The organism is Ruegeria sp. CDSB022 (assembly GCF_059611145.1).
Window position 1 is genome coordinate 1 of record NZ_JBXWOZ010000017.1, and the last position, 20,218, is coordinate 20,218.

Below are 20,218 nucleotides of genomic sequence, written 5' to 3' on the forward strand. Positions count from 1 at the left end.
CCAAAGGTATTCCTCTCGGCCATCGCTCTCGCTGCTACAGTCCTATTCTGGCTGTAAATCAATGAGTCTGGAGCCTAGTCGTACGTTCCCAACCAAGTTTTCTTTTGGCTCGACCACATTTACTTGCTTCGGAACTTAGTCGGTGTCATTCCGGTTTGACCTCGGAAAAAGCGAGTGAAATGGGACTTGTCGGAATAGCCGAGCATCAGACCAATCTCCGCAATTGTCATCTTTTCTTTTTTGAGGTGCTCTTTGGCGACATCGACACGCAGCCGTTTGATTTCACGGGGTAGCGTTGTGCCTTGTCGCTGAAGCGCTTTCAGAAACCGTTCCGGTTGTATTCCCAGCATTCCAGCCACCATCTCAGGTCCCAAATCGGTTTCATCTAGTTTGTCGCGTAAGACAGAGCGCAAAGCTGCCACCACGGTTACTTCTTCCTCTTGTTGAGGTGAGGCTATGGGCTTGGCAGAGCCCTCAGAGACATGGTGCAAAAACAACCATCCCACAGGAAAACTAATTTGCATTCCGGGATCAGTCCCAAGGCCAACCTCGATCCCTTTGTAGTCGATAGGCAGCCCATTGATGTATCTGCTTTCCCATCGCACACGCGAAGAATCCCAAGAATCTCCGACGACGGTCTGCAATAGGCGTACATAGATTGCGGCACCAAAACCGGTCACCTGAATGGGCGGGACAGTAGGTTCCTGTTGCCTCTCGATACGATAAGTCGCCTTGTCTGCTTCAATGACGAGGCTGTGCCGCACAGAATTGGACTCCTGCGGTACGAGCTCAACAAAGCGAGTGAAAAACTCGAATAGCGTTTTTGTAGATTGCAAGGCTTGAGCGAAAGGCGGCCATCCTTGTAGGTCAAACGCCTCCCCTACATTCAGTCCTAGGTATCGATCCCCTGATACTTCTGAGAAGGCATTCACCAAACCGTAGACCAGCTCTGAGTGAACGAACACGGATGGGTCAGACAACAGTTCGGCTTTCAATCCGACCTGGTCCAATGCTGGTTGCGGATTGATCTTGCGTTCGGTGAGATATTGCAAAAACGGAGCGGCTAAGGAGAGGCGAATAAAGCCCTCGCTATGCTCTTGAGAGGCGGAGTTGAAAGGCAAGCTCGTCACCCTTGTGATGATTAGTATTTGTATTCAGTGGCCATTTTTACGAACACATTCGAACATGCTAATTCAAAAGTGGCAACCGAGGAAAAGTTTTCCGGACTACAGTTGGCAAAACATGAATATGAAGGGAGTACTTATGTCCGGTCTACGAATGTCGCTTTGCTCGACCGTAATTGTCGCTGCAGGTCTTTCTTTTTCAGCATCCGCGCAGGCTCAGGATCAAGAAGAACCCCAAACGTTGTTTACCAACGTGCATATCTTCGATGGCGTGAATGAACAGCGTATCGAGAATGCCAGCGTATTGGTCGAGGGCAATCTGATCAAGTCCGTCTCAACCGATGCCATTGATGCGCCGAGCGCGACGGTTATCGACGGCGGTGGGCGCACTCTGACACCGGGCTTTATAGAGAATCACGCGCACCTGATGCTCATGGGGCCATCGATTGCCGAGATGGAAACCAACTCGACCTGGGAGGATTTCGCCATCCACGGGACCCTGATGGCCGAAATGTACCTGATGCAGGGCTTCACGACCGTTCGCGATGCCGGGGGCGCTGGCGGCGGGCTGCGGCGCGCAATTGACGCCGGCCAGATCGTCGGCCCCCGCTTTTATCCTTCCGGGGCATTTCTCGGAACACGTGGTGGTCACGCCGATTTCGCATCCTTCACATCTCCGCCGGGTGGGGTGACCAACTTTGGGACTCTGAATATGGCCCAACAGGTCAACGGTGTTGACGAAATTTACATGTATGGCCGCAACAACCTGCGCATGGGTGCCACGCAATTGAAGTTCATGCAATCAGGTGGGGTGATTTCGGCATTCGATCCATGGCAGTTGCTCGCCGGTTCGAAAGAAGAGATCGAGGCCGCTGTTCAGGTTGCCAACGAGTACGGCACCTATGTCATGGCACATTCCTACCGCAAAGAAGCGATCATCAATGCCCTGAATGCAGGGGTCAGAACCATTGAACACGGATTTCACTTTGACTGCGAGATTTCTGCTTTGATGAAAGAAAAAGGAGCGTACATCACGACGAACATCACAGCATTTGATCCAGGCCTACTTGATGTTCCTTCCGTGAAAAACAACCCCAACAGTTTGAGGAAGGCCAAATCGGCCTCGGCGACCTTCGAAGCCTACATTCCAAGTATGAAGGAATGCCCGGCGCCGCGCGGTTTCCAAACCGATTGCGTCGGCTCGGTCGAAGCGTGCAACATCCAGATCGCCTACGAGAAACATCTGAATAACCATTTCTTCGGCCCCTATGCGTCGATGGTAACCCTAACTTCGGTAGGTGGCGAGATCGCGGCACTTAGCGGTGATTTCATGAACCCCTATCCGGAAGGCAAACTGGGTGTGATCGAAGAAGGCGCCTATGCCGACATCCTGCTGATCGATGGTAACCCACTAGAAGACTTCTCGGTTGTTGGCACGGGTGATCAGTGGTTTGGTGCCGATCCGAGGCCGGAAAGCCCTGAAACGATCCGGCTGATCATGAAGGACGGTGTGATATACAAAAATACACTGAATTGACCCCAAAACTCGACCGGAGAGTATTCATGTTCCTTTGGTTTCGTTCCGTCTTGCTCGCGGGTTTGGTCTGTTACGGTCATTCTGCCATGGCAACGCCAGGAGCAGCGCTGGACTGGGCAGACCTCCCGGACCCATCTGTGCAGGTCTTTGAGGATCCCTATCGGGACCTCAGCCCCGAACAGTTCGACGACGTCCTATTCGTTGTGCGGATGCGTGGCAGGCTGCAGCAAGACACTGGCAGCGCGGAAGAAAGACTGAAATGGCAGGAACTTCTGACCGAGACCGAGGATGCCTTGGCGGGAGTTGGCGTTGATGTCGATTGGCTGCTCGATCAAAGAGAGCTTGTGAAAGAACGGCGAAGAAAGGCAGGAACAAACGGAAATCCGCAATTCGACGGTCAAACAATAACAATCGCGGGCTTTGCCATCCCGGGCCCGAGCGATCCAGACGGGCGATCTGTGGCGTATCTAGTGCCAGAACGAGGAATGTGTAGCCACATGCCCCCGCCCCAACCCAATCAAATGATTCGCGTGCGGTTGAATGGCGACTGGACGCCCAGCTATTTCCACGAACCCGTTCGGCTGACGGGCACGCTGACTATCGATCCCACTGTTCAGAATATGATGGTTGTGGACGGCCTCATGCCTATGAGTGCGACATTCCAGTTGGAGACGGAACGTGTCGAAACTCTGGAAACCGAAGCAGACAGGCTGGAATGGAAGCAGCGTGCCGCTGATCGTATCCGAGCGGCGGGCAATCGCAAGACCGGCGGGGCAAAAGCGTCTGAATGATAAGACTTCTCGTTGTCGTACTGAGTATTGTCTTTGCCGGCGCGGCGTCGGCTCAAGGTCTGTCCGGGCCCTCTTCGGTCGAAGCTGATCTTGAGCCCGGAGATGGACTGACCGATCCACAATATCGTTCCGATTTTCCGCGCAATACCGCACCGGGTTGGTTTCAGTGGAAAGACCGACTGGCGGAGAATGGGTTTCGGTTCAACATTGATTACTTGGCATTGGGCCAAACCACGAACGCGGATCTGGGGGAGGGCGAAGCTGCCAGCGGAATTGCGCGGTTCTATGGCAGTTGGCAGGCGACTGAACAGGGGTCTTTGACATTCAAGATCGAAGACCGGCACAACTATACCGATGTTGCCCCACAGTTTCTTGGTCTGGATGGTGGAGCCCTTTCGATCACGGGAACAGCCTTCAACGATAATGGTTTGCTATTGACCAACCTGTTCTGGACCCAAAGGGCCGAGAACGGTTCGTGGACGCTGCAAGTCGGCCAGATTGATGTAACGGACTTTGTGGACATTTATGGGTTGGTAAGCCCATACAGTGGTTTCCAAAACCTGTCTTTCAATACCAACCCGACAATCAACGCACCCAACCAAGGCCTTGGCATTGCGGGCGGGATAAAGCTGAGCAAGAACCTCTACGCTGTCGCGAGCGTCTCAGACGCAAACGCCGACTCGTCTGATCCAAACTTTGATGTGTTTAGCGACGGCAATCTCTTCAAATCACTCGAACTTGGTTACACCTCTGGCTTTGATCGCATTTACTTCGACAATATCCATCTGACCCTCTGGCATGCGGATGCGGCTGACGATGGTAGCCGTCCAGAAGATTACGGTGCCGCGTTCTCAGCAGCATGGTTTATTGACAATAAGTGGATGCCGTTCTTCCGGGCAGGGGCCTCAAAAGGGGCAGCAGCACTCTATGATCGGTCCGTTTCTGCGGGTATTGGCTACTACGGTCGCAATACCGATTTGGCCGGGTTGGGCCTGAACTGGGCCGAGGCAAGAGGCATAGATGGCGATCAGTTCACACTCGAAGCATTCTACCGTTTTTCAATCGCACCCGGACTGCAGATCACGCCATCGGTACAATTCATTTCCGACCCGCTTCTAAATCCCGATCAGGACCGGATTACCCTGTTCGGTCTAAGAACCCGGATCGTTTTCTAATGCGGGGTGAATGCAATAGGTAAGTGGCAGTGCCAAAGGGCGACTAAGTGAGATCAACAGGACTTAGCAAAGTCCGCTTTCTGCGCGTTGCCACCGTTAGCGCGGACTGCAGCACCCGGTAGCTTTGGGCTCTCCCGGCACCTTCGCCGCGAGATCCATGAACGACCGTTTCGCGATGGAGCGCCTTTCGCGGCGCGGCGCACGAACTGGCAAGACGCGGGACAAATCTGCCATTCGGCCTCGCGGTCTGAACGGCAGGTTTTTTCCAAGCAAGTTTGATTAGCTCATAGCGTTATGCATAGTCAGGCGCGTCCAACGTTTCACCGTTCATGTTCCCTTCGACGGCAGCGACGTAGGCCTTTGCAGTGTCTGCCGCCGATAAGCCCGTGCTTGAATCCATGCCCATCATCTCCATCGTTTCCTTGACGAAGACCGGGCTGACGGTGTTCACCCGTAGTTCGCGATCAAGTTCGAGTGCTGCTGCCTTGGCAAAGGATTCCAGCGCCCCATTGGCGATGCTGATCACCACCGAGCCCTGCATCGGTTCTCGTGACAGTATGCCGGCAGTGAGCGTGAACGATCCAGCATCGCTGATATGTCTCTGTCCAACGCGGACAAGGTTGATCTGGCCCATCAGCTTGTGGGGTCGATTCAGGCTGAGTGCAAAATAGGGCAGTAAGGAGATTTCTGAAAAGGTTGGTACGTAACCGACCCTTCACCGCGCCAAGCCCGAGCTGGAAAGACGCGGACAAAACGGACATCCGACGCACAAGGCCGAATGTCCGCTTAATCCAATCAATCTCAGTTGATATCCTGAACATCCATGACCAGGTTTTCCCAGTTCCGCTGGTTTTCCATGTCGTGCTCTAGGCCCTGCTCGTCTGCGATCGTGAAGCGTTTAACGGCTGATGTTTTGCTCGTTGCCTGGTAGAGCCAATAGGCCTCGGCCTTCAGGGCCTCATCGATAGGCTTGTCGATCGACTCGTAGACCATCTGCTTGCAGGCATTGATGGACTCTGCCGGGAACTTGGAAATCCGCTGCGCCAAGGTGTTTACGTAGTCGTCGATCTCATCAGCATCCAACGCTTTATTGATCGTGCCCATTGCCTCGGCTTCATCGGCGTCAAAGTCTCGGGCACTCAGGATGATTTCCAGCGCGCGGCCCAGACCGGTCTGACGGGCCATGCGGGACGCACCGCCGCCGCAGGGCAGGATACCCATGCCGACTTCCATCTGCATGAACTTGAATTTGCCACGCGCCGCAAAGCGCATGTCCAGCGCCAGGGCCAACTCGTGGCCACCACCGCGTGCGAAGCCTTCCAGCTTCGCGATCGTGGCCTGAGGCACCTTGCTGATGCGTTCGCAGACCGCTTGCAAATCGAGCAGCTGGGCTTCATCGCGGGAGACAGCTTCGGTCGACATGTCCTTGAGCAGCTCGGTGTCGTAGTGGCAGACCCAAACCTCGGGGTTCGCGGATTGGAAGATGACCACCTTGGTATCGCGGTCCCGCTCCAGCCGCATGGCAAGGCTGTTGAGGTCGGCCAGCATTTCCTGGCCTTGCACATTCACTGTTCCAAAATCGAATGCCACCGTTGCGATGGCGTCTTGGACCTTCACGTCAAAGGTTTGAAAATTCTCGTATTTCATCAGTCAGTCCTTTCTTGGGTCCGGACAACGCATGTCGCCGGAGGGTTGCAGTTTCAGGTGGTGTAAAAGACGCCCGACGTCAGACGGGCGTCAGTGGGATCAGCTGAGAGATTTCAAAGCATCTTCGATGCCTTGCATCACCTGCGCCGAATGAGTTGCGTCCAGTGCAGCCGCATGTGGCTGCGCGAACTGGCCGCTGTCATTGTCAAAATACTTGCCCGAAACATCCGCGAACGACGACCCGAGCGCCGCTTCACGCAGGATGTTCGCGCCGATGGACAGATCGTTGCCCGCGATGCCGTAGCCTTCCTTGACCATCTTCGAAGCCAACAACGATCCGGGATTGACGGCGACGACGACGGGTCCGTCGGTCAACTCCTTCGCCAATTCGCGGGTCCAGATCGTGATGCCGAGCTTGCTTTGCGCGTAGGCGTCATTGTGGCCAAGCTGTTTTTCCCCGCGCATAGCAGCCAAATCAATCGGCGCTTGCGCGGCAGAGGATAGATTCACGATCCGCCCGTCTTTCGGAATGATCGGCAGAAGCGCGCGGGTCAGCGCATAGGGCGCCAAGGTGTTGACCATGAACCGCACATCATGGCCGGCCTCGGTCTGGGTCTCCGCGACTTTCAGCACGCCCGCGTTATTGATCAGCACATCAAGGCGGTCGTGTTTCTCGCGCACCTCTGCCGCGAAGGTTTGGATATCGGCCATACGCGACAGGTCAGCGGCATAGGTTTCGACGTCGCCGCCGACCTCGTTGACGGCGGCTTCCAGTTTGGCTGCACCGCGTCCATGAAGCAGAATTTTGTGCCCCTCTTTTGCGAGGGTCTGCGCCGTCAAAAGACCGATGCCGTCTGTTGATCCGGTGATAAGAATTGTCTTGGTCATGATTGTCTCTCTCCGTTTGCTCGTGTTTCGTGGGTCCGATGATGGGATCAGGCAAAACGCACTAGGGTGCGGCTCTCAATGCTTTTGCGGATGGTCATGACGTTTGGGTCTTCGACCATGTCCAACGCGGAGTGCCCAATGGAGGGCCGTCCCTGATTGTCGAAGATGTTGAAGTAGGCGACCTCATCCGGGGTCATCTTCGACATGTAGATCCACTGATGATTCGGGTTTGCCGCCAACCCCATGATCTGTCCTTTGCGGTCGGGATAGATCAGATCAAGCAGGATCCAGTCTTCCGGGGCGACGCTCGACGGCAGGATAAACCCGAGCGGGGCTGAGTTGATCGCCGCCTCGATCGGTCGCCAGATGTTAATGAAGGCGTAGTGCCCCGCGCTCCATTTTGCCGCTGTATCAGCACCAAGAATGTCGATCAGTCGCTGTTCTGCGCCGTCAGGGCTGTAGTCGCTGTGGACGTTTCGCGCGGGCTTGCGCGCGGCGTCAGGGTCATCCACCCGGATCGTGTGATCAAAGATGATCACCTCCTGCGCGTCCAGCTTGGTCGTCAGAAGCGACGTCAGCTCTGCGTCGTACTCCGCTTGCCAGGCATCATCGTCTTGCGCGAACGAGACCGCTGTGGGGACGAAAGAAAACGCGACAGCGTCATCCTCGAATGATGGGTCTGTGGCTGACCTGCGCGCGTCGCGCAATTTCACTTCGGTTGGGGCGAGTTCTGGCGCGATCAGATTGCCAACGATGCCACCGGCATCAAGCTCGAACGCCTGACGCTCCGGTTTGTGGACGTGATAATTCACTGTCGCTGTCTGAGTCATTCCGCTCTCCGCTCTGTCTTGAGCTTTGACCTATACCGCTGCGCAGATATATAAACGGTAGATAATCGAATTCAGTTTTCTGGAAAAATATACAATATGGATACGCAAAGCCTCCGCCTCTTCGTCCTTGCTACTGAAACGCTGAACATCAGCGCGGCGGGCCGAACGCTAGGGATGGCACCGGCGGTGGCCAGCGCGCGGCTCGCAAAGCTTGAAAAACTGCTGGGCGCCGAATTGTTGCATCGATCCACTCGGAAAGTCTCGGTGTCCCTAGAGGGGCAGGACTTCTTGCCATACGCCCGAGAGATGATCGAACAGGAAGAAGCGGCCCTCGCCGCATTCGGCAAAGGCAAGGCCGAGGTGAGCGGGACATTGCGCTTTGCCGCTCCAAGCACCTTTGCCCAGCTCTATATCGCGCCCCTGTTGCCCGCTTTTATGGATGCCTATCCAGACCTGACGCTCGATTTGCATTTATCAGATACCCAGTTCAACCTGATTGAGGGCAGCTATGATCTGGCCCTCCGCAATTCTATTCTGGAGGACAGCAGTCTGACGGCGCGCAAACTGGCAAACGACACACGTATTCTTTGTGCAGCACCAGACTATCTGGAAACACATGGGGTGCCCGGCACACCGGATGACCTCGCGGCGCATCGTCTGGTCGCCTTCAAGGATCTGGAGCCGCGCGCCTTGGTGTCAGATGACGGAGCCAAAGCAACATTCGACCTCCACAAAGCCTCCCACAGGCTGATCGTGAACGACGGGCTGACACAAGTGCGTGTCACGCTCAAGGGTGCCGGCATTTCGATTAACTCCCTCTGGGCGGTCCACAGCGAGCTGAATGATGGGTCCCTTGTGCAGGTGCTGCCCGGGTACACACTGGCGGACAATCCGGCGCTTTGGCTGATCTACCCCAAAAGCAACGTAGTCTCCGCAAAGGTCCGCGTCTTCATGGACTATCTGATCCAACAGATCGGACGGTCAGCGGCTTGGGCCGGCTCATAGGCGCCACACCTCTATTATGTAGATAAAACGAATTCTGTTATCAAAAATATGTCCATTTATACGCAATCTAAGGGTAATATCTAATGTCTCGGAAGCAACAGGCTTGACCATCAGAAAGTTGAGACAGGACATGACACAATCTGCATTAGAGCGCGCACGCGCCGTGGAACGCCCCACACGCGAAGCAATGCTGCAACGCGCCCCGCAAGTCGCGCAATTCTGGAATGACAACCAGGAGCTGTTCAAACACGCATGGAAGGAATGGGAGCAGGCCAATCAAACCGCCTTGGATGCATCTGTTCATGACGACCGTCTCCGCGCAGCGGTCGAGGGGGCCTGGAAAGACCCGGCAACCGAAGGCGAAGTGAAAAAACTATGGGAAGAGGTCTTCCCTGGTGTCTACAAAACCCAGTTCTTTGACCCCGAACGGCTGTTCGTTTTGCGCAGCTATCTGGACAGTGTCGCCGATGCAGGCATTCCGCTGCGCCCGCCCTATGGCATTTCCCTCAACCGGGGCGGTGCAATGCTTGACCCGCGCTCGGAAGGGCATCTTGGGACCTCAGCCTTCCAGACGTTCTACCGCGACCTGATGAACACCTATATGCGGCCCATCTCACGGCTCTTGTTCCCGGATGTGATGGGATACGACACGCAGACCTTCGGGTTTTCCATCCAGTGGCAAGCAGATAACGACACGTCGCTCCGGCCTCACTCAGACGCATCATCGGTCACGCTGAATATCAATCTAAATCTACCGGACGAGGCCTTTTCTGGCTCCGCTGTCAGCTTCATTGATCCCGCGTCGCGACGGGTCGAAAAACTGCACTTTGAGCCCGGCACGGCCTTGATCCACCACGGCAGCGTCCCCCATGCGTCTGAACCGATCACCGAAGGTCAACGCTCCAATTTCGTGCTGTGGCTCTACGGTCAAAACGGCCAGATCCCGCATCCTGGTGCGTTCGCGCCCACAATCGATCCGCGCGCGCGCTGGACGGTCCCGACCGATCCATCGGACAGGTTTGCGCCCTTCTGATCCGCGGACCTCGACAGGTTGGTTGGGTGATAGACGTCGCCCAGCCAACATAGCGGAGGCTCGTTGGCCGCTTTTTCAGATAATCTCGAAGCAGCCATTGGTGCAGGTTGCTGCATTCGTTGTTTTGGGCTCAGAGCGGACCTCGGAGGCAGCGCGGCATCATCCTCAGTTGAGCCGCAGATATAGGATAAGTCTGTCCGGGGAAGGGGGAACTGCGCTCAAACTCCGATTTGCGCAACAAAGCCCATCTACCTGATCAAAAAGGCGGCGAGCAGCGAAAGTCCAATCCGAATATTCAGTCTGCGGTGACGATACCCTGGCGAAAGTCGTCAAAGATGGCGTTCACCACGATATGGATTTTTGGGCGAGCTATCTTGTCTGGATGGAGACCGCCGTTGGTTACGAAGCAACCAACGGCAGATATCTAAAGCAGGCGGGTCGCCATACCACCGTCAACGGCGACCGGAGAACCCGTCACGAAGCTTGCCCGGTCTGACAGAAGGAACAATGCAGATTGGGCAATCTCCTTTGGCTCCGCCATGCGTTTCAGGGGATGCAAGTTGGCAATAAAGTCGTGCGTCGCAGGATCATCGCCGGCCATGTCGGTTTTAGTACCACCCGGCAAAATAGTGTTGATACGGACCCTCTTGGCCGCATGATCAGATGCCAAAGACTGTACGAGCCCAATCAGTCCAGCCTTTGATGCGGCATAGGCCCCCATGCCGGGCATTCCCCCATTGCTGACACCAACAAAAGTTCCGGTGAATACAATAGACCCGCCACCGCGTTCCTCCATTGCCGGAATCTGCGCTTTGGCCGCAAAAAATGCACTGTTGAGGTTTGTAGCAAGAACCGACTGCCAGTTGCCGGACTCCATTTCGGGAATTGGACCCATCTCGCCCATAATGCCCGCATTGTTAAATGCGCCATCAAGGCCGCCAAACTCCCGTTTCGCCAGATCAACAAGATCCCTGGAATATGTTTCGTCCGTCACGTCGCCCGCAAGGTAAACGGCGCGCCCGTTGCTTTGGGTAATCTGCCCGACGAGTGTGTTTAGCTGAGCTTCCCGACGGGCACCTAACACAACATTCGCCCCTTCCGAGGCAAACAGAAGCGCTGCTGCAGCACCGATTCCGCTGCTCGCGCCGGTAATGATGATGGTTTTGTCTTTAAGTTCCATGGTCATGCCTTTTTGAAATTACATGCCAATCACCTAAGAAATGATGCGAGTGAATCGCGACCCGGTTCTTGCGGGTGTTGAGCTACTTGAGGTGAAAGCGCAAGAAACGGATCAATTGGTTGACCTCAAACGGGAGCCGCCGTTCGTTCGCGGTAGCGAAATCACTTTATTGGGATCAGTACCAACGCTGTTGCAAGTGCAATATCTAGCGATTGAGCCTACGAGAACGGCCCATTCCGGCCGTTGGCCAATGGGTAAATATGCTGCGGTCGCAGCCCGCATTGCCGACCTTCACCGCGAGCGCAAACCCTCGGCTCGCCGAACCCACACATCGCGGACAAAGCTGCCTATCGCGGCAGCGCAGCAAGTGCTCGCTGAGGGAGATCTGCCTGCAAAAAACCTCTGCATTCTGAAAAAAGTTGCATAAGTAGGTGTCATTTCTGTGAAAAGCAATGCGGACGTTTGACCGCCAAAAATCAGCCTGTGGTTACAGCGTTTTCTTGATTAGCGTCCCGTATCTAAGCATGATCCCGTTATGGCGGTTGAAATCGACAAATGGCTGAACGATCTCGAACTGGGTCAATACTCAGACGCTTTTGCACAGCATGATATCGACGCGCGCGTACTGCCACTACTGTCAAACGACGACCTTAAAGAGCTTGGGGTTAGTCTGGGCCATCGAAAAATCATCCTGGCAGCGGTTCAGGAATTGACTGGTCAAAAGCACTCGTCTCAATCGCCGCAGGCCGTAGACGTGGATGCAGACGAAGTCGGCCCGGTCCCCATTTCGGATGAATCGCAAGGCGTGACCTTATTCGCAAGGAAGCCTGCTTCATTAGCGATCGCAGAGAGGCGTCACTTAACAGTTTTGTTTGCTGATCTCGTCGCCTCGACTGAGTTGACTAACCGGTTTGATCCCGAAGACATGCGCGAACTGCTGCAGAGCTACCAGGATGCGGTTGCAGGTGCAGTTAGCAGGTATGGCGGCTACGTCTCGAAGTATTTGGGCGACGGTCTCCTGGTTTTTTTTGGCTGGCCTACAGCCTATGAAGATCATGCAGTTCGCGCTTTAAAGGCTGGTCTTGAGGCCGTTCGGCGGGTCAGAGATCTTAAAGCACCTGACGGTGAGCGTTTGTCAGCCAGGTTAGGTATCGCGAGTGGCGACGTGGTAGTTGGCGATACGATCGGTGAAAACACCTACGAAGAAGGAGCCATGACGGGGCCAATTGTCAATCTGGCAGCGCGGCTTCAGGAACACGCAGAACCGAACTCAGTTGTTTTATCTGCTGAGGAGACCGAAGAAACTTTGCATCGGCTATTTGAGTTTAGGTCTCTTGGACAAACCGAGCTGAAAGGTTTCAAAGAACCACGGACCCTTTTGACTGTCGTATCAGAACACAGCGCGGAAAGCCGGTTTCGAGCATCTTATAGGGACGAAAGTGGCAGCGTCATGATTGGTCGCGACTACGAAAAAGGTATCCTTTTACAATCATGGCTGCGTGCGCAGAACAGTCAGGGAGAGGTTGTTCTGCTTGCCGGTGAAGCTGGGATCGGTAAATCGCGATTGGCGGAAGAGTTTCTCGCTAATGCCGTAGCGACTAGCGAAGCTGATATTATCAGGCTGAACTGCTCTCCTTACCTTATCAGTAGCCCGTTCCACCCCGTCGCCCAGAGGATTTCTCAGGATGCTGGTGTGGGGACAGATTTTGATGACGATCAAATTCTCGATCTTGTCAAAAAAATGTTGGAAAGCCGGGAGGGCTTGGAATGGGAAAAGGTTCTGCCCGTCTTTGCCGCGCTGGTTGCGCCTCACAGTACTCTTGCCCGAAGCGTTCTCGATATGTCACCGCAGGAGCAACGTGACCTCACGATTCAGACGTTAATCCACACGGTTCAGGTACGCGCAAGCACGCGTCCTGTTATTCTTTGTGTTGAGGACGCGCATTGGATTGATCCTTCCACCCAAGCTCTTTTGGATCGCTTCAAAGCAATTTGCGCAGATCTGCCTTTGATGATTTTGATCACCCACAGGCCCGGCTGGGAACTTGCCCATGATGACGGCGAAGCGCACGTACATACGCTCCAGCTGCGTCGGTTTGATACGACCCATGTCTCGAACCTAGTTCTCAATGTTACCGGAAAAGCACCCGACGATGCGCTAATCGCCACAATCATTGAGAAGACGGACGGGGTGCCATTGTTCGTCGAGGAGTTGGCCCGGGCGATTGTTGAGGCGGGTGAGCACGGGCAAGTCCACATACCTTCGTCTTTGAAAGGCACACTGATGGCACGTCTTGACGCAGTCTCACCAGAGGCCAAACAAGTAGCGTTAACAGGAGCCGTCATTGGACGGGAGTTCGAGCCTAGCTTGCTGGCTTCCGCAATAGGTCTTGCCAGTGCGGAAATTCAATCTCGTATAGAAGAGCTGTCTCGAACGGGTTTGATCTTTGAAAGCGGGCACAATCGAGGGTATTTCGTTTTCCGTCATGCCCTTATTCGGGATACCGCCTATCAATCCATGTTGGGCTCAACCCGCAGGCAACAACACGCAAACGTGGCCCGTGCTTTGATGCAGTTGCGGTCAGCAGAGATTGAACGCCGGCCCGAGTTGGTTGCCCGCCATCTTTCAGAGGCCGAAGAATGGCATGCTGCGTTCGACAAATGGCAGACGGCAACCGAAATGGCATTGGCGCGATCCGCCAGCCAAGAGGCGATGGTCAACGCTAGGGAAACACTCAAAGCGGCTGAAAATCTTGGATCTGACAACGGCGTCGAAACGATCAAAGCCAAAATCCTGATCGGTCGCAGCCATGACAGCCTGGGTCAGTTGCCAGAGGGGATAGCGGCTTTGAAAGAGGCCTCGGACGCCGCCCGTGGAATAAACGATGTGGCGCTCGCCGCTGATGCTGCGAACCATTTTGCGGACTCGTGTATGATGTCGAGTAAGAGACACGGCGAGGCCATTGAGCTTTGTGTTAGAGCTCTGAACGACCTTCCCGACGATGACGAAGTACGGCAGTGCAGATTGATGAGCCAACTTGCACGGGCACATATGTTTGTCGGCCAGTTTTCTGAAGGCGCTCGCTATGGTCAGCAATCAATGGAACTGGCCGCGAAACTAGGGGACTATAAATCCCAATTCTCGGTGATGATGATGCATTTTGGGGCGCCATTCGTCGCGCGCAAAGGAAGAGAGGTACGTCATTGGCGTGAAAATCTTGATGCGATGCATCGAGTGGCCGAAAACCTAGGGAGTATTGATCAGGGTCGGGACCGGACACTCAGTCTTTTTGTCGGGGCCGAAATGGCCGACCGCGACTTGATGGATCATTCACTCGAATTGCTGACGGAGATTTCGGAAAAGGACAATCATCTGCAACTCTACTGGGTGCAAAAGCACGCACGCGCCATGGTTGCAATTATGGATGGCGATTTTGAGCAAGCGGAGATGCATGCCAACGAAGCGGTGAAAATCGGTCGTCAGACACATGGAGAACATGTTGAGGGCGTCTTCGGTGTTCAGATGTTTACCATCCGCCGCGAACAAAACCGGCTGCACGAAGTTGCACCGGTGATCAAGAAGCTGATGACAGATAGCCCGGAAGACATTTCTTGGAAACCAGGATTTGGCCTTATTGCCGCCGAGTTGGGATACAAGGAACCAGCTGAACGCATTCTGAATGAAATGGCAGAGAATGGCTTCGATCTTCCGCTTGATGCTATGTTTTCAACTACTTTGTCTTATCTCGCTGACATTTGTGTCGCAGTCGAGCATCTGGGACATGCTGAGACCCTCTATGACATGCTGACCCCATACGAAGAGCTGACGATCACCGCTGGGGCAACAACAGTTTGCGCCGGGGCGGCAGCAAGACGTCTAGGCAATCTGGCAGCGGTGCTAAAAAACTGGGACGCCGCTGAGAGGATGTTCCATAAGGCCATCGAAATAGACACGCGCATGAAGTGCCCACCGTGGATTGCGCACAGCAAGGCCGCGTATGCATCCGCGCTAAGGCAACGGGGCCGAACGAATGATTTGAAACTAGCGTTTCAACTAGAAGGGGAAGCGTTGGCAATTTCACAGCAATTGAGTATGGTTTTCCTTAGGTCAAAGCTCGAGGGAGTAGCTGTTTAAAGTCATTTACATGCTTGGGGGAGCATTATGCCAAGGTACATAATTGAGAGAAATTTTGCCGAGCAGCTGAACGTTAGCGACGACGACAAAATTCACATCAAAGAGATCAATGACGAAGTCGGGGTCGAGTGGATTTTCTCGTTCCTCAGCGCAGACAAGCGCAAAACATACTGCCTGTATGAGGCCCCTGACGAGGAAAGCCTCAGAAAGGCGGCCGAGCGCCTTAACATCCCAGCCGATGTCATAACACCCGTGGATCAGATAGATCCCGGAATATTCACCTGAATATTCGCAGTTCTAAAACCTAATCCGAGGCGATTTAACTGCGGGACAACGCATCGGAAGTCACAACTATATGAGGCAGCCGCGCAAGAAGCCTGATCTGAAAACAGGGAGGCCTATGCATGTACGACATAAAAACACTCGACGGAAACACGGCAACTGTGGATCAAGGCGCTTTGGATGCGCTTAATTCCTCGCTTCGCGGCGGCGTCTACTTACAGGGCACTCCGGAATATGAAGGCGCAAGAACAACATGGAACAGCATGTTCGAACGTCACCCTGGGTTCGTGATCCGCGCGATGGGGGCGAGCGACGTACAGAAAGCTGTAAACTTTGTTAGGGACGCCAGCCTCATAATGTCGGTCCGATCAGGTGGGCATCAAATTGCAGGGCACGCTGTTGCAGACGAGACCGTATTACTCGATCTTTCCCAGATGCAATCGGTACACGTAGACCCTGTCAACAAGACTGCTCGGGTTGCACCGGGTGCATTGCTTGGCGATGTAGATCGCGAAACCCAGGCTCATGGGCTTGCTGTCCCTGTCGGCATCAATTCGACAACTGGTATCGCTGGTCTGACCCTTGGCGGCGGCTTTGGGTGGACGACGCGGAAATTCGGAATGACGATCGACAATCTTCTGTCGGCAGAAGTTGTGACGGCAGATGGGACGATTGTCACCGCCTCGCCCACAAGCCATCCGGAGCTTTTCTGGGCCATCCGCGGTGGAGGCGGCAATTTCGGCGTCGTGACCTCATTCGAGTTTCAGTTGCATGATCTTGGACCCGATGTTCTGTCCGGCCTGATCGTTCACCCGATCGAAAAGGCGCCAGAGCTGCTTGCAGAATTCGCAGCCATTGCAGATGATTCACCCGATGAGCTGACCGTCTGGAGCGTGATGCGAAAAGCTCCTCCTCTCCCGTTCCTACCAGAAGAGTGGCATGGGAGAGAGGTGCTGATTTTTGCAGCTTGCTACAGTGGTCCTATAGACGATGGTGAAAAAGCCTTGTCGGGTTTGCGCGCGCTAGGAGAACCGATTGCCGATGTCATCTCACCTCACAAGTTTGTAGACTGGCAAGCAGCATTCGACCCTTTGCTTACACCGGGCGCTCGGAATTATTGGAAAAGCCATGATTTCGAAGCGCTTTCCTCGGAAGCAATCACAGGTCTTCTCGAGGCGGTTTCCAGCCTTCCCGACCCTGCTTGCGAAGTATTTATTGCGCATGTAGGTGGCGCAATGGCACGCATTGAACCCCACTCAACAGCTTATCCGCAACGATCAGCACACTTCATAATGAATGTTCACACACGTTGGGAAGACCCGAGCAAGGATGATGAGTGCATTGCGTGGGCGCGGGGACTTTATAATCAGATGCGGCCTCATGCGACCGGTAGCGCGTATGTAAACTTTATGCCCGAAGACGAAGCGGATCATATGGCTGGTGCATACGGCCTAAACAGCGGGAAGCTTTCGAAAATAAAGGGCAGCTATGATCCAAAGAACCTGTTCAGGATTAATCACAACATAGTGCCTGAGTAGGGCCATCCGATTTGGAAAGGCCGATCTATTCGGACGCTTAGAGCTTATGCTTGATATTTGACAACGAGTATTCTGTTACGCGTTAAGACCACCAAATATTTTTCGCGTCAAAAATGTCGACACTGTCTTTTCCACTGTCAGGCGAATTCCGTGTTCCGCTGCGACGGCAGGGATTTGTTGACCAATTAGCCGCTTTGGGCTCGATGCTAACGCCGGAGCTATCGTGGCATCTTTTCGACTGCCTGACCTCGCTCAGGTGTGAGCGGCCCAAAGCTGACCTCCTTCACCTAGTCAGCATGCTGCGCTGCGGCCCGTCAAACCGGCCGTTCGCTGCATTTGCAAAATCTCAGATCAGGTGAACTCACACTTTGCGGGACAAAGCGCCATTTCGCTTCAGTTGCTCTAATGCCAGCTTTCCACAACCGAATGCAGTTCTCTCAAGCGTCGCGACTGAGGCTGCAATAATCACGTGAACGCAAGTTGATCCGGTTCCACTTAGCGCCATGGTCGTGGCGGGGAGGCCGGGGCCGATCTGGTCCCGCCTCTAACCAACGGCGGCCATCTTCGCGTATTCCCCCGGAGGAGCGCCAACATGACGTGCAAATGCTGTGCTAAACGCACTTGCAGACCCGTACCCTATCATCTCTGATACCTCAGCAATGCCACGGTTGCCTAAGCGCAGCATGTCTTTTGCGAGCGTCATCCGCCAATTCAATAGATAACCCATCGGTGCAATGCCAACGATCCTGCTAAATCGGGTAAAGAAAGCCGACCGCGAAAGGCCAGCTTCCCGTGCGAGTTCAGGAACCGTCCACGGATGATCAGGGGCCGCATGGATCGCACGTAACGCCACTCCGATACGTGCGTCGGTTAGACCACTTATTAATGCAGACATCTCGTTCGGCTGGGATGTGGATCGGAAGGCTTCGATCAGAAGGATCTGCAACAAATGCTCCACGACTGCATCCCGCGCTGGTCGATCAGCGCGCGCCTCGCATTGCACCATCGATGCCAACGTTGCCAAACGATCCTCTCCCTGCACAAGGATCATTTCCGGCAAAAGCGACACCAAAAGCTCTGCATCCGGGCTGCCAAAGCTGCAATGTCCAACCAGCATTTCAACCTCTGCCGGTCCGTCCAAGGTGCCAATCCGTGTGATCCCATCCACTCCGGCAACAGGTTGGCTAACAAGCCCCGTCGGAGGCGGAGGAATAAGACTGGACACAGCAAACGGGGAGATGGCGGGAATGAGAACGAAACTCCCGGCAGTCAAGTTGACAGGCGCATGGCCATCAACCTCCAGCTTGGCCTGCCCGGCCAACAGCATGCAGTAAAACACTTCGTCTACGTCATCACGGCAAACGCGGAACGGACCGGACGCATGCGCCAGTTTTGTAGAGGGCGCCTGTGGGCGCAGAAGCGAGATCACTTCGGAGAGGGGATCCGCCATTTCGGACTCTCAACAATAAAATACGGATTTCTGTTTATAGAAAATCTCTCAATCTTTGACAAGATATGAGGCACCACAACAGAAACCAGAAGGAGACAACACTATGAAAACCGTATTGATCACCGGATGCTCTTCAGGCTTCGGACTTGAGACTGCCCGTCATTTCCTTGATCAAGGTTGGTCGGTTGTCGCAACAATGCGCACACCCGATCCAACCGTGTTGCCTGCCTCAGACCGCCTGCACATTCTGCCGCTGGACGTATCAGATCATGGCAGTATCGCCCGCGCAGTTGAGGCCGCTGGACCAATCGACGCATTGGTCAACAACGCAGGTATCGGATGGCTCGGTGCCTTTGAAGGCACACCAGATGCAACCGTTCGCTCGCTCTTCAAGACGAACGTCTTTGGCACGTTCGAAATGATCCGAGCTGTCTTGCCACAGATGCGCGCCCAAGGCAGCGGCGTCATCGTCAACGTTTCCTCAAGCGTGACGATGAAACCGCTCCCCCTCTTGTCCGCCTATACCGCGAGTAAGGCGGCGGTGAACGCATACACGGAATGTCTCGCGCTGGAACTGGCGCCGTTGGGCATCCGCACGCGGTTGGTTTTGCCTGGACAAGCGCCAAGCACCAGCTTTGGCAGCAATGCACGAGCTCTTATGTCTGAAGCACACGACACGCCCGGCGCCTATCAGGCCTTCATCGATCAAGTGATGGCGTCATTCATGGAAAACGCATCCAAAGAACCGACACATCCTTCCGATGTTGTGGCGGCGGTTTGGAGGGCTGTAACGGATGAGAATTGCCCATTCCGCGTACCCGCAGGCAGTGATGCTGTTGCCCTTGCTGCGTAATTCAAATCGGAAAAGCAGCGGTTTGCGCCGCTGCGTTTCTGCCGACGCCGCCTTGGCTCACGCTGGTTGTGCGCCAAGGCCAACAGCAATGAAGCGTGCAATCTTGTCCAGATCCTGTCGGTGCACGCGCCCGCCAGTCACAATAATCCGCCAGTACAGAATGCTTGCAAGCGCATCATTTGCCAGGTCAATGTCCGCGCACTTAGGCAGTTCGCCGCGAGCGATGGCACGCTCGACAATCGTCGCCCCACGAGCCCGGCGCTCATATTGTAGTGTCGTTCGTATCTCTGTGCTCAGCAAACTTGTACGGGCCATTTCGGCATGCAAGTCTGGCAGAATGCGCTTGATCAAAGGGTGCCTCAGAACACGGCGCAAGGAAAGCAGGGTCAGCCGCAGGTCTTCAATCAAGGACCCGGTGTCGGGGATCGGTGTTAGGTTGAGGCCAACGGCGCTGATCACATCAATTGCCATCTCGTGTTTCGAGGACCAGCGCCGATAAAGTGCAGCTTTTCCAACCCCCGCCCGCTTTGCGACACGCTCCAGACTAAGTGTGCCAATCCCTGTGCGCGCCCATTCCTCAAAGAAAGCCCGCGTCAGCGCATCCGTGACCGATGTCCGCATCACCGCCGCCCCGCTGGGCACTCGCGTGGATGGCTCTGCCGTAGAATTTTCGTCGGAACGGTTGCGTTCCATTCATTTACTCCCTATATGGTCGATACGCTACCGTTCCATCGAAAAAGGAGACTTGTC

General features: G+C 54.7%; 18 protein-coding genes. 10 read left to right on the plus strand and 8 right to left on the minus strand.

Translation table 11 applies throughout. The features are described 5' to 3' along the window. Window positions 1–119: 119 nt before the first annotated feature. On the minus strand, window positions 120–1,121 hold the full coding sequence (locus tag AC2FIZ_RS17930) for an AraC family transcriptional regulator (protein ID WP_496791426.1): 1,002 nt from the start codon (window positions 1,119–1,121) through the stop codon (window positions 120–122). Here AC2FIZ_RS17930 and AC2FIZ_RS17935 point away from each other — a divergent pair. From AC2FIZ_RS17935 to AC2FIZ_RS17945, 3 genes are all read left to right on the plus strand, one after another. Then, window positions 1,111–2,661, plus strand: coding sequence for an amidohydrolase family protein (locus AC2FIZ_RS17935; protein ID WP_496791427.1), 1,551 nt, complete (start codon window positions 1,111–1,113; stop codon window positions 2,659–2,661). The two genes, AC2FIZ_RS17930 and AC2FIZ_RS17935, sit on opposite strands and share 11 nt — an antisense overlap. A gap of 86 nt (window positions 2,662–2,747) precedes the next feature. After that, window positions 2,748–3,452 carry a DUF3299 domain-containing protein gene (locus AC2FIZ_RS17940; protein ID WP_282027650.1) on the plus strand — a complete coding sequence of 235 codons (705 nt, stop codon included), beginning with the start codon at window positions 2,748–2,750 and terminating at the stop codon, window positions 3,450–3,452. After that, a complete protein-coding gene (locus AC2FIZ_RS17945) occupies window positions 3,449–4,627 on the plus strand; it encodes a carbohydrate porin (protein ID WP_496791428.1) in 1,179 nt (392 codons plus the stop codon). The genes AC2FIZ_RS17940 and AC2FIZ_RS17945 overlap by 4 nt, the downstream gene beginning before the upstream one ends. Window positions 4,628–4,919: 292 nt before the next feature. On the opposite strand, the gene AC2FIZ_RS17950 is transcribed toward AC2FIZ_RS17945, so the two are convergent. The 4 genes from AC2FIZ_RS17950 to AC2FIZ_RS17965 all read right to left on the minus strand — a co-directional run bounded on the left by AC2FIZ_RS17950 (window position 4,920) and on the right by AC2FIZ_RS17965 (window position 7,992). Then, window positions 4,920–5,261, minus strand: coding sequence for an SDR family oxidoreductase (locus AC2FIZ_RS17950; RefSeq protein WP_185956751.1), 342 nt, complete (start codon window positions 5,259–5,261; stop codon window positions 4,920–4,922). 167 nt (window positions 5,262–5,428) lie between these two features. Next, the gene (locus tag AC2FIZ_RS17955; protein ID WP_142640334.1) at window positions 5,429–6,274 is read right to left on the minus strand and encodes an enoyl-CoA hydratase/isomerase family protein; all 846 of its coding nucleotides are present in this window, start codon (window positions 6,272–6,274) and stop codon (window positions 5,429–5,431) included. Window positions 6,275–6,373: 99 nt separating this feature from the next. Continuing rightward, entirely contained in the window at window positions 6,374–7,162 is a 789-nt protein-coding gene (locus AC2FIZ_RS17960; RefSeq protein ID WP_142640333.1) for an SDR family NAD(P)-dependent oxidoreductase, read from the minus strand. A gap of 47 nt (window positions 7,163–7,209) precedes the next feature. After that, on the minus strand, window positions 7,210–7,992 hold the full coding sequence (locus AC2FIZ_RS17965; protein WP_142640332.1) for a CmcJ/NvfI family oxidoreductase: 783 nt from the start codon (window positions 7,990–7,992) through the stop codon (window positions 7,210–7,212). A 96-nt stretch (window positions 7,993–8,088) separates the two neighbouring features. On the opposite strand from AC2FIZ_RS17965, the gene AC2FIZ_RS17970 reads away from it, so the two are divergent. Together AC2FIZ_RS17970 and AC2FIZ_RS17975 are read left to right on the plus strand one after the other, a co-directional pair. Continuing rightward, complete coding sequence (locus AC2FIZ_RS17970) at window positions 8,089–8,997, plus strand: LysR family transcriptional regulator (RefSeq protein WP_271951652.1); 909 nt, start codon at window positions 8,089–8,091, stop codon at window positions 8,995–8,997. A 130-nt stretch (window positions 8,998–9,127) separates the two neighbouring features. Next, window positions 9,128–10,030, plus strand: coding sequence for a 2OG-Fe(II) oxygenase family protein (locus AC2FIZ_RS17975; RefSeq protein ID WP_281996103.1), 903 nt, complete (start codon window positions 9,128–9,130; stop codon window positions 10,028–10,030). Window positions 10,031–10,454: 424 nt separating this feature from the next. On the opposite strand, the gene AC2FIZ_RS17980 is transcribed toward AC2FIZ_RS17975, so the two are convergent. Next, the gene (locus tag AC2FIZ_RS17980) at window positions 10,455–11,210 is read right to left on the minus strand and encodes an SDR family oxidoreductase (protein ID WP_281995930.1); all 756 of its coding nucleotides are present in this window, start codon (window positions 11,208–11,210) and stop codon (window positions 10,455–10,457) included. A gap of 49 nt (window positions 11,211–11,259) precedes the next feature. Between AC2FIZ_RS17980 and AC2FIZ_RS17985 the strand changes: the two genes are divergently transcribed. From AC2FIZ_RS17985 to AC2FIZ_RS18000, 4 genes are all read left to right on the plus strand, one after another. Next, window positions 11,260–11,637, plus strand: a complete 378-nt coding sequence (locus tag AC2FIZ_RS17985) for a hypothetical protein (protein ID WP_496791430.1) — start codon at window positions 11,260–11,262, stop codon at window positions 11,635–11,637. 108 nt (window positions 11,638–11,745) lie between these two features. Continuing rightward, window positions 11,746–15,345 (plus strand): adenylate/guanylate cyclase domain-containing protein, encoded by a 3,600-nt coding sequence (locus AC2FIZ_RS17990; RefSeq protein ID WP_496791431.1) that lies wholly within the window; start codon window positions 11,746–11,748, stop codon window positions 15,343–15,345. Between the two features lie 27 nt (window positions 15,346–15,372). Beyond that, window positions 15,373–15,630, plus strand: coding sequence for a DUF4242 domain-containing protein (locus AC2FIZ_RS17995; RefSeq protein WP_142640326.1), 258 nt, complete (start codon window positions 15,373–15,375; stop codon window positions 15,628–15,630). Window positions 15,631–15,749: 119 nt separating this feature from the next. Then, window positions 15,750–17,165 carry an FAD-binding oxidoreductase gene (locus tag AC2FIZ_RS18000; RefSeq protein ID WP_496791432.1) on the plus strand — a complete coding sequence of 472 codons (1,416 nt, stop codon included), beginning with the start codon at window positions 15,750–15,752 and terminating at the stop codon, window positions 17,163–17,165. A 544-nt stretch (window positions 17,166–17,709) separates the two neighbouring features. Here the strand turns inward: AC2FIZ_RS18000 and AC2FIZ_RS18005 are convergent. Beyond that, on the minus strand, window positions 17,710–18,615 hold the full coding sequence (locus AC2FIZ_RS18005) for an AraC family transcriptional regulator (RefSeq protein ID WP_170510884.1): 906 nt from the start codon (window positions 18,613–18,615) through the stop codon (window positions 17,710–17,712). Between the two features lie 103 nt (window positions 18,616–18,718). On the opposite strand from AC2FIZ_RS18005, the gene AC2FIZ_RS18010 reads away from it, so the two are divergent. Continuing rightward, entirely contained in the window at window positions 18,719–19,468 is a 750-nt protein-coding gene (locus tag AC2FIZ_RS18010; protein ID WP_496690090.1) for an SDR family oxidoreductase, read from the plus strand. A gap of 57 nt (window positions 19,469–19,525) precedes the next feature. Here AC2FIZ_RS18010 and AC2FIZ_RS18015 read toward each other — a convergent pair whose 3' ends face one another. Beyond that, window positions 19,526–20,161 (minus strand): TetR/AcrR family transcriptional regulator, encoded by a 636-nt coding sequence (locus AC2FIZ_RS18015; RefSeq protein WP_170510879.1) that lies wholly within the window; start codon window positions 20,159–20,161, stop codon window positions 19,526–19,528. Window positions 20,162–20,218: the final 57 nt, after the last annotated feature.

Bases quoted from the DNA above. Each gene is read 5' to 3' on its own strand.
- AC2FIZ_RS17940 (WP_282027650.1), top strand. From the start codon at position 2,748: ATGGCAACGCCAGGAGCAGCGCTGGACTGGGCAGACCTCCCGGACCCA.
- AC2FIZ_RS17945 (WP_496791428.1), top strand. From the start codon at position 3,449: ATGATAAGACTTCTCGTTGTCGTACTGAGTATTGTCTTTGCCGGCGCG.
- AC2FIZ_RS17950 (WP_185956751.1), bottom strand. From the start codon at position 5,261: ATGGGCCAGATCAACCTTGTCCGCGTTGGACAGAGACATATCAGCGAT.
- AC2FIZ_RS17955 (WP_142640334.1), bottom strand. From the start codon at position 6,274: ATGAAATACGAGAATTTTCAAACCTTTGACGTGAAGGTCCAAGACGCC.
- AC2FIZ_RS17960 (WP_142640333.1), bottom strand. From the start codon at position 7,162: ATGACCAAGACAATTCTTATCACCGGATCAACAGACGGCATCGGTCTT.
- AC2FIZ_RS17965 (WP_142640332.1), bottom strand. From the start codon at position 7,992: ATGACTCAGACAGCGACAGTGAATTATCACGTCCACAAACCGGAGCGT.
- AC2FIZ_RS17970 (WP_271951652.1), top strand. From the start codon at position 8,089: ATGGATACGCAAAGCCTCCGCCTCTTCGTCCTTGCTACTGAAACGCTG.
- AC2FIZ_RS17975 (WP_281996103.1), top strand. From the start codon at position 9,128: ATGACACAATCTGCATTAGAGCGCGCACGCGCCGTGGAACGCCCCACA.
- AC2FIZ_RS17980 (WP_281995930.1), bottom strand. From the start codon at position 11,210: ATGGAACTTAAAGACAAAACCATCATCATTACCGGCGCGAGCAGCGGA.
- AC2FIZ_RS17990 (WP_496791431.1), top strand. From the start codon at position 11,746: ATGGCGGTTGAAATCGACAAATGGCTGAACGATCTCGAACTGGGTCAA.
- AC2FIZ_RS17995 (WP_142640326.1), top strand. From the start codon at position 15,373: ATGCCAAGGTACATAATTGAGAGAAATTTTGCCGAGCAGCTGAACGTT.
- AC2FIZ_RS18000 (WP_496791432.1), top strand. From the start codon at position 15,750: ATGTACGACATAAAAACACTCGACGGAAACACGGCAACTGTGGATCAA.
- AC2FIZ_RS18005 (WP_170510884.1), bottom strand. From the start codon at position 18,615: ATGGCGGATCCCCTCTCCGAAGTGATCTCGCTTCTGCGCCCACAGGCG.
- AC2FIZ_RS18010 (WP_496690090.1), top strand. From the start codon at position 18,719: ATGAAAACCGTATTGATCACCGGATGCTCTTCAGGCTTCGGACTTGAG.
- AC2FIZ_RS18015 (WP_170510879.1), bottom strand. From the start codon at position 20,161: ATGGAACGCAACCGTTCCGACGAAAATTCTACGGCAGAGCCATCCACG.